Annotated in this window: 16 protein-coding genes and 1 other RNA gene; 12 read left to right on the forward strand and 5 right to left on the reverse strand. The window is 64.6% G+C overall.

From position 1 onward, the window contains the following. The first annotated feature begins 1 nt into the window (after position 1). The 7 genes from pdxA to A6F65_RS12940 all read left to right on the forward strand — a co-directional run bounded on the left by pdxA (position 2) and on the right by A6F65_RS12940 (position 5,930). Positions 2 to 1,000 (forward strand): 4-hydroxythreonine-4-phosphate dehydrogenase PdxA, encoded by a 999-nt coding sequence (gene pdxA / locus A6F65_RS10350; protein ID WP_237164816.1) that lies wholly within the window; start codon positions 2 to 4, stop codon positions 998 to 1,000. After that, the gene (gene rsmA, locus A6F65_RS10355; protein WP_067788449.1) at positions 993 to 1,826 is read left to right on the forward strand and encodes a 16S rRNA (adenine(1518)-N(6)/adenine(1519)-N(6))-dimethyltransferase RsmA; all 834 of its coding nucleotides are present in this window, start codon (positions 993 to 995) and stop codon (positions 1,824 to 1,826) included. Before pdxA ends, rsmA begins: the two co-directional genes overlap by 8 nt. A 33-nt stretch (positions 1,827 to 1,859) precedes the next feature. After that, complete coding sequence (locus A6F65_RS10360; RefSeq protein ID WP_067788452.1) at positions 1,860 to 3,068, forward strand: hydrolase; 1,209 nt, start codon at positions 1,860 to 1,862, stop codon at positions 3,066 to 3,068. Further along, a complete protein-coding gene (locus A6F65_RS10365; RefSeq protein ID WP_067788454.1) occupies positions 3,065 to 4,081 on the forward strand; it encodes an arginine N-succinyltransferase in 1,017 nt (338 codons plus the stop codon). Before A6F65_RS10360 ends, A6F65_RS10365 begins: the two co-directional genes overlap by 4 nt. Next, positions 4,078 to 5,328, forward strand: coding sequence for an N-succinylarginine dihydrolase (locus A6F65_RS10370; protein ID WP_067790524.1), 1,251 nt, complete (start codon positions 4,078 to 4,080; stop codon positions 5,326 to 5,328). Before A6F65_RS10365 ends, A6F65_RS10370 begins: the two co-directional genes overlap by 4 nt. A gap of 123 nt (positions 5,329 to 5,451) precedes the next feature. Beyond that, a complete protein-coding gene (locus tag A6F65_RS10375; protein WP_067788456.1) occupies positions 5,452 to 5,700 on the forward strand; it encodes a hypothetical protein in 249 nt (82 codons plus the stop codon). Next, positions 5,697 to 5,930, forward strand: a complete 234-nt coding sequence (locus A6F65_RS12940; protein WP_157093117.1) for a hypothetical protein — start codon at positions 5,697 to 5,699, stop codon at positions 5,928 to 5,930. Before A6F65_RS10375 ends, A6F65_RS12940 begins: the two co-directional genes overlap by 4 nt. Before the next feature lie 45 nt (positions 5,931 to 5,975). On the opposite strand, the gene ssrA is transcribed toward A6F65_RS12940, so the two are convergent. Together ssrA and mscL are read right to left on the reverse strand one after the other, a co-directional pair. After that, positions 5,976 to 6,321: a transfer-messenger RNA gene (ssrA, locus tag A6F65_RS10380) on the reverse strand. A gap of 8 nt (positions 6,322 to 6,329) precedes the next feature. Continuing rightward, entirely contained in the window at positions 6,330 to 6,767 is a 438-nt protein-coding gene (mscL, locus tag A6F65_RS10385; protein ID WP_067788458.1) for a large conductance mechanosensitive channel protein MscL, read from the reverse strand. A gap of 140 nt (positions 6,768 to 6,907) precedes the next feature. Here mscL and A6F65_RS10390 point away from each other — a divergent pair, with 140 nt between their 5' ends. The 5 genes from A6F65_RS10390 to A6F65_RS10410 are packed head-to-tail and all read left to right on the forward strand — an operon-like array spanning position 6,908 to position 10,206. Further along, complete coding sequence (locus tag A6F65_RS10390) at positions 6,908 to 7,585, forward strand: LemA family protein (RefSeq protein WP_067788460.1); 678 nt, start codon at positions 6,908 to 6,910, stop codon at positions 7,583 to 7,585. Between the two features lie 11 nt (positions 7,586 to 7,596). Continuing rightward, a complete protein-coding gene (locus tag A6F65_RS10395) occupies positions 7,597 to 8,154 on the forward strand; it encodes a TPM domain-containing protein (RefSeq protein ID WP_067788462.1) in 558 nt (185 codons plus the stop codon). Beyond that, a complete protein-coding gene (locus A6F65_RS10400; RefSeq protein ID WP_067788464.1) occupies positions 8,151 to 8,975 on the forward strand; it encodes a TPM domain-containing protein in 825 nt (274 codons plus the stop codon). Before A6F65_RS10395 ends, A6F65_RS10400 begins: the two co-directional genes overlap by 4 nt. Next, on the forward strand, positions 8,975 to 9,649 hold the full coding sequence (locus tag A6F65_RS10405; protein WP_067788466.1) for a TPM domain-containing protein: 675 nt from the start codon (positions 8,975 to 8,977) through the stop codon (positions 9,647 to 9,649). Before A6F65_RS10400 ends, A6F65_RS10405 begins: the two co-directional genes overlap by 1 nt. After that, a complete protein-coding gene (locus A6F65_RS10410; protein ID WP_067788468.1) occupies positions 9,646 to 10,206 on the forward strand; it encodes an NUDIX hydrolase in 561 nt (186 codons plus the stop codon). The genes A6F65_RS10405 and A6F65_RS10410 overlap by 4 nt, the downstream gene beginning before the upstream one ends. A 4-nt stretch (positions 10,207 to 10,210) precedes the next feature. Here A6F65_RS10410 and A6F65_RS10415 read toward each other — a convergent pair whose 3' ends face one another. From A6F65_RS10415 to A6F65_RS10425, 3 genes are all read right to left on the reverse strand, one after another. Beyond that, positions 10,211 to 11,395, reverse strand: a complete 1,185-nt coding sequence (locus A6F65_RS10415) for an alkaline phosphatase D family protein (protein ID WP_067788471.1) — start codon at positions 11,393 to 11,395, stop codon at positions 10,211 to 10,213. Positions 11,396 to 11,399: 4 nt separating this feature from the next. Beyond that, entirely contained in the window at positions 11,400 to 13,937 is a 2,538-nt protein-coding gene (locus A6F65_RS10420) for a TonB-dependent receptor (protein WP_067788473.1), read from the reverse strand. Positions 13,938 to 14,197: 260 nt separating this feature from the next. Next, a complete protein-coding gene (locus A6F65_RS10425; protein ID WP_067788475.1) occupies positions 14,198 to 15,127 on the reverse strand; it encodes an isopenicillin N synthase family dioxygenase in 930 nt (309 codons plus the stop codon). Positions 15,128 to 15,132: the final 5 nt, after the last annotated feature.

Raw genomic sequence — 15,132 nt, forward strand, 5'->3', positions numbered from 1 at the left:
CGTGCTGCCCATTGCCCTGTCGATCGGCGATCCGGCCGGAATCGGCCCGGAACTGGTCGCAGAGGCATGGGCGCGGCGTGACAGCGAAGGCCTGCCGCCTTTCGTCGCGATAGGCGGCGCCGGCCTGCTGGCTACGGCGGCGCGCGCGCGCGGCCTCGACATTGCGGTCCAGCCCGTTGGCTCGGTTGCCGAAGCCGCGGACGTCTTCACGCGCGCTCTGCCCGTCCTTGGCGAAGAGGACACCAGTTACACACCTGCCGAGCCAACGCAGGACGGCGCCCGCTTCGCCCTCGCCTCGCTGGAGCGAGCCGTTGCGCTTGCCGCATCGGGCGATGCCGGGGCGGTCACCACTGGCCCTGTCGCCAAGTCGCGGCTGGCAGAGGTGGGCTTCGACTATCCCGGCCAGACGGAATTCTGCGCGGCAGCTGGCGGCGTGGCAGCCGAAGATGCCGTGATGATGCTCGCCGGGCCGAGTCTTCGCGCCGTGCCATTGACGGTTCACTGCGCGCTGGCCGATGTGCCGCGCCTCGTCACAGCAGAGCTGATCCGCAAGCGGGCCCATGTGGTCCACGCGGCGCTTGGGCGCGATTTCGGCATTGCCCGCCCGCGCATCGCCATCGCCGCACTCAACCCGCATGCGGGGGAGGATGGGCGCATGGGCACGGAAGAGCGCGACACAATCATCCCGGTCATTGAACGCCTCCGCCGCGAAGGGCTGGATGTCACCGGCCCGCACCCGGCGGACGCCATGTTCGCGCCGCACCAGCGCGGCAGCTACGACGCGGCCATCGCAATGTATCACGATCAGGCGCTGGTCCCCCTGAAGGCGCTCGACTTCGACAGCGGGGTCAATGTCACGCTGGGCCTGCCCTTCATCCGCACCAGTGCGGACCACGGCACGGCCTTCCCGATTGCCGGGACCGGCACGGCACGCCCCGGCGCGACCATCGCCGCAATCCGCATGGCTGGCGAGATGGCGGCGCGGCGCTTCCATGGCTGATCCCGCGCCGGACCTGCCGCCTTTGCGCGAAGTCATCGCCCGCCACGGCCTGTCCGCCAGCAAGGCGCTGGGGCAGAACTTCCTGTTCGACGAACAATTGCTGGACCGCATCGCCGCCATTCCGGGCGATCTGCAGGACCGCGCTGTGCTGGAGATCGGGCCCGGCCCCGGCGGCCTGACCCGCGCCCTTCTGCGCGCCGGTGCGCGCGTTACCGCCATCGAGATGGACAGCCGCTGCCTGCCCGCGCTCGCCGAACTGGGCGAGGCCTATCCCGGCCAATTGCGCGTCATGCAGGGCGATGCGCTGAAAATGAACCATGCGGAGCTGATGGGCGAGCCCTTCGCCGTCCTCTCCAACCTCCCCTACAATGTCGGTACGGCGCTGTTCGTGCGCTGGCTGGGCGGAGAGGCATGGCCGCCTGAATGGACCAGCCTGACGCTGATGTTCCAGCAGGAGGTGGCGCAGCGTATCGTGGCCTCTCCGGGCAGCTCCGCATACGGCCGCCTGGCCGTGCTGGCCCAGTGGCGCGGTGCGGCCAAGCTGGCGATGAAGGTGCATCGCAGCGCCTTTACCCCGCCGCCCAAGGTGATGAGCGCCATCGTCCACGTCACGCCAGCCGATATGCCTGGCGGCGTGTCAGCGCGCGTTCTGGAGCGGGTGACGGAGGCCGCCTTCGGCCAGCGCCGCAAGATGCTGCGCCAGTCTTTGAAGGGTATGCCCGGCGCGGTGGACGCGCTGGATACTCTCGGCATCGATCCGCAGCGACGAGCCGAAACGCTGTCGGTGGACGAGTTTGTCTCGCTAGCCCGCGCGCTCTCTTGTTGAGGTAAGGCGCGGTCGGCGCTAGGCCGGTTTCCGATGCAACTTTCCCGCGAAGAACAGGCCCTGATCGAAGGGATCGACCAGCAGCGCATGCTGGACCAGACGCTCGCCTGGAGCGCGATCAATTCGGGCACGCGGAACCTCGATGGGGTGGCGCGGCAGGGGCAGGCCTTTGCGGACCTGTTCGCTGGCTTGCCGGGCGAGGTGACCCTATGCGATCCCACCCCCGTCACCGCGATGGGCGCAGACGGGGTCGAAGTGGAATTGCCGCATGGCAAGCACCTCGTCCTGTCCGTACGCCCCGATGCGGAGCGGCGCCTGCTGCTGACCGGTCACATGGACACCGTGTTCCCGGAAGACAGCAGCTTCCAGACGCCCGAGTGGCTTGACGATGAGACGGTCAACGGCCCCGGCGTGACGGACATGAAGGGCGGTGTCGGTGTCATCGCCCATGCGCTGACCGCCTTCGAACGCAGCGAGCACGCCAGCCGCATCGGCTATGACGTAATGATCAATGCGGATGAGGAGACGGGATCCCTCTCCTCCGCCGCGCTGATCGCCAGCCTGGCGGAAGGCAAATATGCTGCGCTGACTTACGAACCCTCCACCCTGCCCGACGGCACGCTGGCCCATGCCCGCGGAGGCAGCGGTAATTATTCGGTCGTCATCACAGGCCGGTCCGCCCATGCAGGGCGCAACCCGGACGAAGGCCGCAACGCCATCGTCGCGGCGGCCGATATAGCGGTGCGGCTTAAGGCCATGGGCCATGCGGACATGTCTGTGAACCCGGCCAAGATCGAAGGCGGCGCTGCCAACAATGTCGTGCCGGACCACGCCGTGCTGCGCTTCAATATCCGCCCGAAGACGACGCAGGCTGCCGAGACATTCGAAAGCAATCTCAAAACTTTGCTGCGCAGCATGGAAGTGCAGCATGAAGTCGCGATCCACCTGCATGGCGGCGTCACGCGCCCGCCCAAGCCGGTGGACGCCCGCGCGCAGAAGCTGTTCGACCTTGTCTGCAGTACCAGCGCCGACATGGGCCGCCCCATCGGCACGCGCCCCACTGGCGGCGTGTGCGATGGCAACAATATCGCTGCCAAGATGGTGCCCGTCGTCGACACGATGGGCGTGCGCGGCGGGGCCATCCATTCGGCCGACGAATACCTCATCGTGGAAAGCCTGAGCGAGCGCGCCGCGCTGTCTGCCGTGGTCCTCCACCGTCTTGCTTCGGGAGAGCATCTTTGAGTTTCCGCCTTCGCGCCGCACGCGCCGACGACCTTGAACACCTCTACGAAATGGCAAAGCTGACCGGCGGCGGGTTCACCAACCTGCCGGCCGATCGCAAGGCCCTGACTGCCAAGCTTGGCCGCGCCGAAAGCGCCTTCGCGCGCCAGGAAGACAGTGTGGAGGACGAACAGTTCGTCCTGGTGCTGGAAAATGCCGAGACTGGCGCCGTGCGCGGCACCTGCCAGCTGATGAGCAAGGTGGGCGAGCAGTGGCCCTTTTATTCCTATCGCCTGAACACGCTGACGCAGCACAGCAAGGAACTGGACCGCACGGTGCGCGCGGAACTGCTCAGCCTGGTGACAGACCTGGAAGGCAGCAGCGAAGTGGGCGGCCTGTTCCTGCATCCCAATGAGCGCGCGGGCGGGCTCGGCCTGCTACTGGCGCGCAGCCGCTACCTCTTCGTGGCCATGCACCGCGCGCGCTTTGCGGACCGGATCCTGGCCGAACTGCGCGGCATCATCGACGAACGCGGCGGTTCGCCCTTCTGGGACGGGGTCGCAGGACGCTTTTTCGGCATGACCTTCCAGGAAGCCGACTATTTCAACGCCATCAATGGCAACCAGTTCATCGCGGACCTGATGCCCAAGCACCCGGTCTATGTGGCGATGCTGGGCAAGAGCGCGCGCGAGGCCATCGGCGTGCCGCACCCCAGCGGCCGCGCGGCCATGCGGATGCTGGAGAACGAGAATTTCGAGGCGGAAGGCTATGTCGACATCTTCGACGGCGGGCCGACCATGACCGCACGCACGGACAATGTGAAAAGCATTGCCGAAGCCCGCGAATGCCGCGTGGCCAGCACATCGCTGGAAGGCGGGGAAAAGGCACTGCTCGCGACGGGCAAGCTCGCCGGCTTCCGCGCCAGTTACGGCAAGCGTGAGCTGCACGAGGATGGCAGCATGGCGCTGGACGCACAGGCCGCAGAGCTACTCGGCGTTGGCGAAGGCGATACGGTGTGGAGCGTGGCGCGTTGACCCTCGCTGAAATCAATTTCGACGGCATCGTCGGCCCCTCGCACAATTATGCCGGGCTCAGCCTCGGCAATCTCGCCGCGACCGCCCATAAGGGCGACACGTCACATCCGCGCGCTGCGGCGCTGCAGGGCGTAGCCAAAATGCGCAGCAACATGGCGCTCGGACTGCCGCAGGGCTTCCTGCTGCCGCTCCCCCGCCCCAATGCTTCACTGCTGGAACGGGTCGGTTATGGAGAAGGCACGGACCGCGCACTGCTCGCCGCAGCATGGTCGGCAAGCAGCATGTGGACTGCCAATGCTGCCACGGTCAGCCCTGCGCCCGATACGGCCGACGGGCGATGCCACCTGACGCCGGCCAATTTGGTCACCATGCTACACCGCGGGCAGGAATGGCAGGACACAAAGGCACAGCTCGCCGTGGCCTTTGCGGACCAAACACATTTCGCGCTGCACGATGCCGTGCCCGCCAGCTTCGGTGACGAGGGCGCCGCCAACCACATGCGCTTCTGCGAGGCGCATGATGCGCCGGGCGTTGAGGTGTTCGTCTATGGCCGCCCGGGTGGCCGCTTCCCCGCGCGACAGCACGAACAGGCCAGCCGCGCGGTGGCCCGGCTGCATGGGCTGGACCCGGACGCCTGCGTCTTCATCGAGCAGAACCCCGCCGCCATCGAGGCCGGCGCCTTCCACAACGATGTGGTCAGCGTCGCCAACCAGCGCGTGCTGTTCGCGCATGAGCAGGCCTTTGCCGACAAGGACGCGGCTTACGATGCGATCCGCGCCGCCTTCCCCGCGCTGGAAGTGGTGGAAGTGCCCGCCGCGGAGGTCAGCCTGGAGGAGGCGATCCGCACATACCTCTTCAACGCGCAGCTGCTCTCGCTCCCTACCGGGGAGATGGCGCTGGTCGTGCCGGAAGAATGCCGCGAAAGCAGCGCAGTGTGGAGCTGGTGCGAAAAGATGCTCGCCAGCAATGGCCCCATCCGACGCGTCATCCCGGTCGATGTGCGCCAGTCCATGGCCAATGGCGGCGGCCCCGCCTGCCTGCGCCTGCGCGTCGCGGCGGACCCGGCCACGGTCGACCCGCGCTTCATGCTGGACGATGCAAAAGCGGACCTGCTGGAACAGGTCATTGCCGAATACTGGCCGGAAGATATCGCGCCCGATCAGGTCGGCGATGCCGCACTTGCGGAGAAGGTCGTAAACGCGCGCGCTGCGCTGCTGGATGCGCTGGATCTCTCCCAACTCGCCTGAGCCGATCCTGACCCGTGTCGGGACAGCTTACAATCGCGCGGCCCGTTAACTACCATTCCCGGCACGAAACCGGCACTGGCACATTGCTTGCGTAGATAGGCGTTAACGAAAGGGTCCTTGCGAATGCTGAAGAAGATCGGCCGGCTGTTCGTCATCAAGACGCGGTTTGAAGCCTTCCTGATCATCTACGCGTTGGCGCTGGGCGCCACGGCCCGCGGCGCGTCCTACCTCCAGGAATACCCCGGCTGGGGCGGAAACCTGCTGTTCCTGGCCTGCACCGGCGCGGTGTTCCTGGCGGGTGCAAAGATCCTGGACTGCCTGAAATACGAACGCGCAGAGCGCGAGGCGCAGGCACTTGCTGACAAATTGTGACGAAGCCGCAGCGAAAACTGTTTCACCAAACCATGCCGGGCAATTACATGCCCGCTGGCCGAGACGGCTGCTTTGTAATGCTGGCTTTTATCGCGGTCGCAATGCTCATCGTCTTTATCGGTGAGCTACTGTCAAGATGGCTGCAAAGTCCCTGGCCGTCTGTAGCGTCGTGGGTCTTATTCGTGCTGGTCATCATCCGCTTTGTCTTGTTTGCCAAGCGTCACAGCTGAAATGAAAAAGTGGGGGATTCTGTTGCTAGGCTCCCCCGAGCCCCCGGAATCCGCTTCTGTTGCCCGGTGGGTCCAACCGCGCTTTGGCTTTGTAAAGTCAGGGCGTTAGCCCATCAAATTACGCAGCGAGAGCGAGTGCTTCGTTATCGTTGGCACTTGTGTGTTGTGAGCGTTTTACGGGGGATCTCATCCCGGGCGAAAATGGTGCTTTTCAACACACGTCGATCCTAGTTCGACCCCATCATCAACGGCGCGAAAATCGCCCTTGGTGGTGGAGCCGCCGGGTACTGCCCCCGGGTCCGCTGTGCCTATTGCACACCACACTTTATCGCCATAGCCCGCAAAAAACGGGCAGGACCTATATAGGCCCCGCCCGCTTAATGTGAAGTGTATTGGTTTTTACGGGCGCTTTTTCAGCTCGTCCCGGATTTCCTTGAGAAGGTCGATCTCGCTCGGGCCAGCTGCTTCCTCTTCCTTCTTCTCCTCTTCGAACTGCGCCGTCACCTTCTTGGCATAACGCACCAGCAGGAAGATGATGAAGGCCAGGATCACGAAGTTGACGATGGCGGTGATGAACGCGCCATACCCAATCATCGCGGCGCCCGCTTCCTTGAGCGCGGCGTAATCCGTCGGATCGCCCGTATAGCCTTCGGGCGTGCTCAGCAGGATGAAATAGTTGGAGAAATCCGCACCGCCGAACAAATATCCGACCAGCGGCATGATCAGGTCATCGGTCAGCGATCCCACGATCGTGGCAAACGCCCCGGCGATGATGACCGCGACGGCCAGTTCCATGACATTGCCCTTGGCAATGAATTCCTTGAATTCCGATAGCATAACCCGTCCCCTCGGTATTGATCTTGGTTAATGCTGCCATGCGACGCTTGTCGGTGCAAGAGCGCGCTTCGCCGGGCTGCACGCTTGCGCAGGCCGGGCTGCGTGCTACATTCACAATACACCTGACCCGGAGGATTTTCATGTTCGAGCGCGTGACCCGTATCGCCATCGTCGCCCTTGCCGCCATCGGCCTGACCGCATGCGGCATCAATTCCGTTCCCACCAAGGAAGAAGCCGCCAAGGCGCAGTGGGGCAATGTGGAAAGCGCGCTGCAGAAGCGGGCCGACCTGATCCCCAACCTGATCCGCACGGTGGAAGCCGCAGCCATTGCGGAACGCGACATCCTGCAGCGCGTGACTGATGCCCGCTCCCGCGCGATGAGCATCAATGTCACGACGGACGATCTTTCCAACCCTGAAACCTTCCAGGCCTTCAACGAAAGCCAGAACGAGCTGACGCAGGCGCTGGGCCAGTTCCGCACCGTGGTGGAGAATTACCCGCAGCTGCAGAGCATCCCGCAGTTCCGCGACCTGATGTCCGCCATGGAAGGCGTCGAAAACCAGATCAGCACGGAGCGCATGCGCTATAACGAGAAGGCGCAGGACTATAACACCGAGATCCGCACCTTCCCCAGCACCATCGCCGCCAATGTGATCTACGGCAGCGACCCGATGCAGTATTTCGAAGCGGCCGAAGGCGCGGACCAGCCGGTGGAAGCCAATTTCGACGCCATCACCGGCGGCGCACAAGGCTCCGCCAGCGCGCCTGCCAGCAACGACAACAGCGCTTCCAACCAGCCCGCCGCCGCCACCAATTGAGGCGCGCTGCATTGCGCTGGTCGGTTCTGCTTGCGATCCCCCTCGCCCTTGCCTGCGGTCAGCCGCAGGCGGAGGGGGCCAGAGGTACGTCCACCGAATACGTGCCGGCGCGTCCGGACGGGCCGGTGCTGGATGCGGCGGACATCCTGCCGCCCGAGGTCGAGGCGCAGCTTGATGATCGGCTCCGCGCTTGGTTCGATGAGACCGACAATGCCCTGGTCGTCGTCAGTGTGACCTCTCTGGAGAACCGAAGCATCGAAAAGTTTGCATTCGACACGTTCAACACGTGGGGGATCGGAGATTCGGAAACCGATCGCGGATTACTCCTACTAATCGCGCCGAATGAGCGGATGGTCAGGATCGAAGTCGGCTGTGGTTTCGAGAAAGTCATCACCAATGACATCGCCGCCGCCATCATCGCGGACGACATCCTGCCCCATATGCGCAAGGGTGACCTTGCGGCGGGTACGCTTGGCGGCGTGAAAGCCCTCACAGCGACGACCGACGCGCGCATTTCGCTGGCGGGGATACCTTCGTCCCCGATCTGCAAGGAGGCCAAAGCGGCATGACTATCGTTTCCCGCCTTCTCGCTATCGCTGCGCTTGCCCTGCTGGCGTTGTCTGCGCCCGCTGCGGCGCAGGCGGACCTGCCGCCGCGGCCGGAGGGGCCGGTCTATGACGGGGCGGATCTGCTGGACGAGCAGACTGAGGCGCAGCTCACGGCGCAGCTGAACGACCTGCCGGTCCAGACGGGCAACACGATCGTGGTCGCCACGGTGGAGAGCCTGGGCGGCGACAGTGTGGAACGCTACGCCACCAAGCTGTTCGAGACCTGGGGCATCGGGAATGACGAGCGCGATACCGGCGTGCTGCTGCTGGTCGCGCCGAATGAGCGCAAGGTGCGGATCGAGGTAGGCTATGGCCTGCACCCGGTGGTGACGGATATCTGGTCGGCCCGCACGATCCGCGATGTCATCACCCCACGCTTCAAGCAGGGCGATTTGCAGGGCGGCATCGTGGCCGGCGTGGACGCGCTGGCGCAGCAGGTCAGCCTCGCCCCGGAAGACGCCGTGGCGCAGGCCCAGGCAGCCGAACTCGCCGAGCGGACGCGCAATGATGGCGGATCCATCGGCGGGGTCATCTTCTGGATCGTCCTGATCATCTTCTTCATCGCCATCTTTGGCGGTGGCGGCCGTGGGCGGCGTTATCGCCGCGGCGGTGTGGCTAGCGCTGTGGGCGAGGTTATCCTTTGGAGCGCGATTAACGCAGCCGCGAACAGTGGCGGCGGCGGTGGAGGCGGCGGCTGGTCCGGTGGCGGCGGTGGAGGCGGCGGTTTCGGCGGCTTCGGCGGCGGCATGTCCGGCGGCGGCGGTGCGAGCGGGGGCTGGTAATGGGCTATCTGGGTGAAGCAGGTCATCGCACGGTCACCGAAGCGGTCGCGACCGCCGAAATGCAGACCGCGGGCGAGATCGTCACCGTCATCGCCGACCGTTCCGACGGGTATAGCGACATCGCGCTGGCGTGGGCCGCGCTCGCCTCCTTTGCCTCCATCACGCTGCTGGCGCTGTTCCCTGACCAGGCACTGGCGGCTTATGACAGGCTGAGCGGCGGCTGGGGTACGTCCATCACGCCAGCCGCACATTTCGCCATTGCGGCGGGCGTGGGCATCACCGTCTTCCTGCTCGCATGGGCGATCCAGCTGCCCGATGCGGTGCGCTTTGCCCTAGTGCCCGGACGGGTGAAGACGGAGCGCGCGCTGGACCGGTCGATAGACTTGTTCAAGACGGCTGCCGAACGGCGCACGCATGGCCGGACCGGCATCCTGATCTACCTCTCCATGCAGGAGCACCGCGCGGAAATCGTCGCGGACGAAGCCATCACCAGCAAGGTCGCGCCCGAAGTCTGGGGCGAGGCGATGGCCGCCATGCTGGCTGAGCTGAAGGCCGGGCGCATCGCGGAAGGCATGGTCGCCGCCGTGGAGCATGTAGGCGCCGTGCTGGCCGAGCATTTCCCGCGCGAGGAGGACGACCAGAACGAGCTTCCCGACCGGCTGATCGAATTGTGACGGCGGACCGCGACGCGCCCGAGTGCGTGGAATGGCAGGGCAAATTCATCACCGCCAAGACTCGCGGGCGCTGGGAATATGTCAGCCGCGCGAACGGCATTCGCGCCGCAGTCATCCTGCCGGTGGATGCGGGCGAAGTGGTGTTGGTGGAGCAATACCGCGTGCCGCTGGGCCGCCGCTGCCTGGAGCTGCCCGCCGGCCTGATCGGCGACCATGACGGCGGCGAGACCGACGATCCGATGGCGGCAGCGAAGCGCGAGCTCGAGGAGGAAACCGGCTACCGCGCGGCGCAGTGGCAGGATCTGGGCGAGTTCTATTCCAGCCCCGGCATGGTCAGCGAAAGCTTCACGCTTTTGCGCGCGACCGAACTCGAACAAGTCGGCCCCGGCGGCGGCGTGGAGGGTGAGGACATTACCGTCCACCGCGTGAAGCTGGCCGACATCCATGCGGAGATCGCGCGCTTCCGCGAGGCGGGGCTGGCCATCGATGTAAAGCTGCTCCTGCTGCTGGGCAGCGGGATGCTGGGCGGGACCGACGCGGACGCCGGACCCGCCTGAGCAATCAGAAACTGACCGGCTGGGACAGGATCTCCGCCCCGTCCTCGCCCATCAGACGCATGGTGTAGGTCCGCCCGGCCCAGTCGATATCGACCAGCCCGAAATTGGCGTCCGCAATCATGGGCGTGCGGCGCAGCGGGTCCGGCTCGCGTTCGCCGATGTCCCCTTCCGCGAAGGGCAGGTTCATGGAGGAAGAGGTGAACTCCCACGCCGTCTCGTCGCTGCCGGGCAGCACCGCGCTGTACATGCCGGCCGAGTGCCGGTCGCCCGACAGCATCAGCAGGCCGCCACCGGCCCGCGCGCCCAGCATCTGCAGCAAACGTGCGCGCTGCAGCGGCATGTTGGCCCAGCTTTCGAACTGGTGCGCCTCGGTCAGAACCTGGATGCTGGAGACCACGATACGCAGGTCCGCAGGCTCTGCCAGCTCGTCCGCCAGCCATGCCCATTGGACATCGCCCAGCATGTTCGCCGCAGGATCTGTGTTGGGCGCATAATTGCCGAGCGGTCGGCGCTCCTCGCTGCGGGGCAGCCGCACCAGATTCGTGCGGAAGAAACGCGTGTCCAGCATGATGACCTGCACCCGCTGGCCCGCTGGCCCCATCGTCACCGACTGATAGACACCGGGGCGCCCGCGAACCTCTGCCGGGGCGTTCCAGAACGTCTCGAACAGGGTTTCCGAAAACTCGCGGGCGTAGAATTCGCCGCCGCTGTCGTTCGGGCCGTAATCGTGATCGTCCCACGTCGCCATCATCGGCGTGGTCGCACGGAAGGCGGCGAACTGCTGGTGCCCCGCCTGCTTGCGATAAGCGGCAATGAAGCTGGCGAGGTCCGGCCGGCCGTCCCAGCCACGGTCGCCATAGACATTGTCGCCGATGGGCATGAAGAATTGCGGGTTGGCCGCGCCCACGACGGACCAGATGTCCTGCGGGCCATCCTGCGTGTTGCAGCTGCCAAAGCCGAAGCGGGTGATGGCCTGCTCCATCGGCAGCGCGCGGCTCGGCCCGGCCTGCGGCAGGTCCAGCTCCGCGCGGAGATATTGGTAATACGGGCGCAGCGCCGCTTCCGACGTGGTCGGCAGCCCTGCCGCCTGCTGCACCGTGGTCGAATTGTCCGTGACCGAAACGCAAGCGGCGGCCCCCATGGAGAGGGCCGCCGCCATTGTGATCACTTTCGCGATCCGGATGCTCATGCGCTTAGAAGCCCATGATCAGCGAGATGCTGCCGGCACGCGGAGCGCCGCGCTGTGCGAACGGCGTCTGCTCGTTGTCCAGGTTGCCGCCGAAGCCGCCGACATAAACCTCGTCGAAGACGTTGGTCATGTTCAGCTGCACCGCGAAGTCGCCGCCCAGCGGGCTTTCACCCAGGTTCACGCGAACGTCGATGTCGACCAGCGTGTAGGACGGAGCAGTCGCGCCATAGACCTGGTTACCGCGGAACAGGACCGGGAGGTTCTGGTCGTTCACGTAACGCTTGCCCGTGTGCTTCGCCTGGATGCCGGCTTCCACCGGACCGAAGCGATACTGCAGGCGACCACCGAAGCTGTTGGTGGGTGCACCGGCTTCGCGCTTGCCAGCCGTCTGGAACACCGTGCCATCTGCCTGAAGGTCGTTCTTGATTTCGGATTCATTGAGCGAACCGAAAACATAGATCAGCGCATCAGGTGTCGGACGCCATGCGATGGAGGCATCGATGCCGTACTTGTCGACCGGGCCAAGGTTGCGCTCAACGGTCAGGTCGAGGACCGGATCGTAAGCAAAAGCACGGCGGTTTTCGTACTTCGTGTACCACAGTGCGACCTGCGCCTGGATGGCACCGGTCTGGAAACGAACACCAGCGTCGAAGCTGTCGGTTGTTTCAGAGTCCGGCTGCGCATTTGCTTCCACGGGGAAGTACAGCGAGTCATACAGCGATTCCGTACCCGGGACCGAGAGGCCCTGGGCGTAGTTGCCGAACACGGAGAAGTCGCCAAACTCATAGGTCAGACCGACGTTAGGCAGGAACTTGCTGTACTTGTACGTACGCTGCTGCGGCGGGGCCGCACCGGTCACATCGTTGTTCGCCGGGTTGAAGGTGTACGGGTTGGCAGCTGCGAAGTCTGCCTGGCCAGCGGGTGCGACACAGCTGACGCTGGTTTCACCGCGGAATTCCGTGGTGAAGCAACGCTGGTCAAGTTCACGCTCGAAGAACGGCACACGGCCACCGACGAAAACGGTCAGGCCACCGAAACGACCACGATATTCGCCCGAGATCTGGTTCAGGATCGCGTAGGACTGACGATCGCGCTTGCCAACGGCATAGCCGGTGGAAGACAGGATCGGGTCGTTGATCGCGAACACGTCAGCCGGTTCACCGTTGGACAGGAGGTAACCCGTCGTACCCGTCTGGCGGTGATCTGCATTGTCATGCGTGTAAGCAAGACGGAAGATGTTGTCCGGGTTCAGTTCGAAGATCAGGTTTGCGATGACACCGAAACGGTGCGTACGCGTCTGGCTCGGATCGATACCTGCGATTTCATCGTCGAGATCGCCGTCACCGTTCAGGTCGCGGCCGTAGTAGTAGCCACCGTTGATGAAACCGGTGATCTGATTGCCGTTAGCCGTGAAGAACGTCTCGCGCAGATCGTCCACGCCGCCGCCATTGGCCTTCACGTACTGATAGCTCGGATCGACCGTCAGCGTCAGCTGGTCGGACAGCGTGAAACGGCTGGCGATACGAATGTTGCCCGTATTGGACGGATTGTACCGACGGTCGAATTCTGCGCCGCAACCATTGCGGTCGTCATAATCCACCGATGCGCCCGGCGAACCGCCAGCCTGGTCCGGACCGCCAAGAACGCGGCTGTCCACCGTGCAGGGGAAGTTGATGTTGTAGAAGCGGCCGGCACTGTCGGTCGGGAGGCTGGATATGCGATCCGAACCGAAGAAGTTGTTGCGGTTCTGGTTGTAGTGGCCGGAGATGGCGATGAAGTCGCCATTGTCGCCAAGGTCCTGCCAGACACGCGCGTTGTACTGCTGCTTCGTGACCTTGCCGTAGTTGTTGAACGGGTTGTCATAACGAAGCAGGCTGGCGCTGACGAAGGCCTTCAGGCCGTTGCCGGTCAGGTCGCCCGTGTCGAACATCACGAAGCCACGCGTATAGGCGCGCGAGTTCGGCTTATCGCGAGCGAGGATGTCGCCGTAAGTCGCGGTGGCGACCACGCCGATTTCATCGCCCGGCTCACGGGTACGGATGTTGATCGTGCCGCCGACTGCCGATGCGGTCGGGCTGTCGATGTCGGTCACGCCGAGGTTGACGTTGACCTGCTCTAGCACTTCGGGGTCGACCTGCTGGTTGGTGTAAAGCGCATAGTTGCCCGAGTCGTTCAGCGGCAGGCCGTCCAGCGTCTGCGAGATACGGTCGGAGCTGAAGCCGCGGATGGTGAAGCTGCCGCCCGACGAACCCCAGGGGTCGTTGTTCTGGAAGCTGACGCCGGGAACCAGGTTCACGATGTCGTTCACCGTCTGGCCAGGGCGCTGGCGACGGATGATCTCTTCGTTCAGGACCTGCTTGGCCTTGGGCGTGTCGGGAATTTCGACGCCGCCGACTGCGCGGTTGATCGTGCCGGTAACGATGATCTCGTTCTCGGTTTCGAATTCGATGGAACCCGTGGACTGCGCGGCAGCCGTGCTGGGCATGAGCGCGACGGCGGCAATGCCGGAAGCGCTGGTGACGAGAATTTGCTTAAGTTTCATCTGAGGTACGATCCCTTGTGATGAATGATCAGAGAGGAGAGGCGCAGGCCGGGACCCACTGGCTCGGCGCTTTCGCTACCCACGGTGCGTGACACAAGTGCGTTGAATCCATGACAGTTTTGTGACTGTGGAAAGGTTGCCCGCAGTAACCACTTGGGGTGGTCCGCAAACCCCTGCATTTCTTGCAGATTCCGCCCCCTGTTGCTGCAATGCAACATGGTGTGACATATTGCGTGGATGCGACGGACCGAGGCTGCGCCTCAGGCCAGATTGATCTCGCGCAGGCGCTGCAGCAGGAATTCGTGGCTGGAAATCGAATCGGGGTGATCGTCCGGATTATCCGGGTCGATGCAGCCGGGCAGCGTCTCGATCGTGAAGTCCGGCCGGAAGTGCAGGAAGAACGGCATGGAATAGCGTGCCCGGTACGCGGCCTCGCCATGCGGGTTCACAACGCGGTGCTTGGTGGAAACCAGCTTCGAATTGGTCAGCCGGTCCAGCATGTCGCCGATGTTGATGACCAGCGCGCCCTCCGGCACGTCCACGGCCTTCCACTCGCCGTCTGCGGTCAGCAGCTCCAGGCCCGCTTCTTCCGCACCCAGCAGCAGGGTAATGGTGTTGATATCGCCATGCGCCGCCGCCCGGATTGCGCCTTCGGCTTCCTTGCCCTCAAGCGGGGGGTAGCGCAGCAGGCGCATGACGGAATTGCCGTCCTTCACGGTGGGTGCGAACCAGTGCCGGTCCAGCCCCAGGTGCAGGGCGATGGCTTCCAATACGCGCAGGCCCGCTTCCTCGAAGGCTGCATAAAGCGCCTCGAAAGTCTCGCGGAAGCCGTCGACTTCGGATGGCCAGACATTGGGGGCCATGTATTCGGCCAGCGGATGGTCGGCCGGCAGGTCGCGCCCGACGTGCCAGAATTCCTTCAGGTCGTGGACCTTGGCGTCCTTGGCCTTCTCCGTGCCGAAGGGCGTGTAGCCGCGCGCGCCGCCGCCGCCTTCGATCTTGTAGGCCCGCTTCACATCGTCCGGCAGCGCAAAGAACTGCTTGGAGAGTTCCTCGGCGCGGTCGATCAACTCCTGCGGGATGCCATGGTCGCGGATGACGGCGAAACCGTATTCCTCGAAGCTACGGCCCAGTTCCGCGGAGACTTCTTCCAGCGGGCGGGCGATCGAAACGGATGCGATATCGGACATCTGGC

This window comes from Paraurantiacibacter namhicola, assembly GCF_001687545.1.
GTDB lineage: Bacteria > Pseudomonadota > Alphaproteobacteria > Sphingomonadales > Sphingomonadaceae > Paraurantiacibacter > Paraurantiacibacter namhicola.

What these genes read in the sequence shown, in the direction of transcription:
- A6F65_RS10405 (WP_067788466.1), top strand. Translation starts at nt 8,975, where the DNA reads ATGGGCTATCTGGGTGAAGCAGGTCATCGCACGGTCACCGAAGCGGTC.
- A6F65_RS10400 (WP_067788464.1), top strand. Translation starts at nt 8,151, where the DNA reads ATGACTATCGTTTCCCGCCTTCTCGCTATCGCTGCGCTTGCCCTGCTG.
- rsmA (WP_067788449.1), top strand. Translation starts at nt 993, where the DNA reads ATGGCTGATCCCGCGCCGGACCTGCCGCCTTTGCGCGAAGTCATCGCC.
- A6F65_RS10425 (WP_067788475.1), bottom strand. Translation starts at nt 15,127, where the DNA reads ATGTCCGATATCGCATCCGTTTCGATCGCCCGCCCGCTGGAAGAAGTC.
- A6F65_RS10360 (WP_067788452.1), top strand. Translation starts at nt 1,860, where the DNA reads ATGCAACTTTCCCGCGAAGAACAGGCCCTGATCGAAGGGATCGACCAG.
- A6F65_RS10375 (WP_067788456.1), top strand. Translation starts at nt 5,452, where the DNA reads ATGCTGAAGAAGATCGGCCGGCTGTTCGTCATCAAGACGCGGTTTGAA.
- A6F65_RS10420 (WP_067788473.1), bottom strand. Translation starts at nt 13,937, where the DNA reads ATGAAACTTAAGCAAATTCTCGTCACCAGCGCTTCCGGCATTGCCGCC.
- A6F65_RS10390 (WP_067788460.1), top strand. Translation starts at nt 6,908, where the DNA reads ATGTTCGAGCGCGTGACCCGTATCGCCATCGTCGCCCTTGCCGCCATC.
- A6F65_RS10415 (WP_067788471.1), bottom strand. Translation starts at nt 11,395, where the DNA reads ATGAGCATCCGGATCGCGAAAGTGATCACAATGGCGGCGGCCCTCTCC.
- mscL (WP_067788458.1), bottom strand. Translation starts at nt 6,767, where the DNA reads ATGCTATCGGAATTCAAGGAATTCATTGCCAAGGGCAATGTCATGGAA.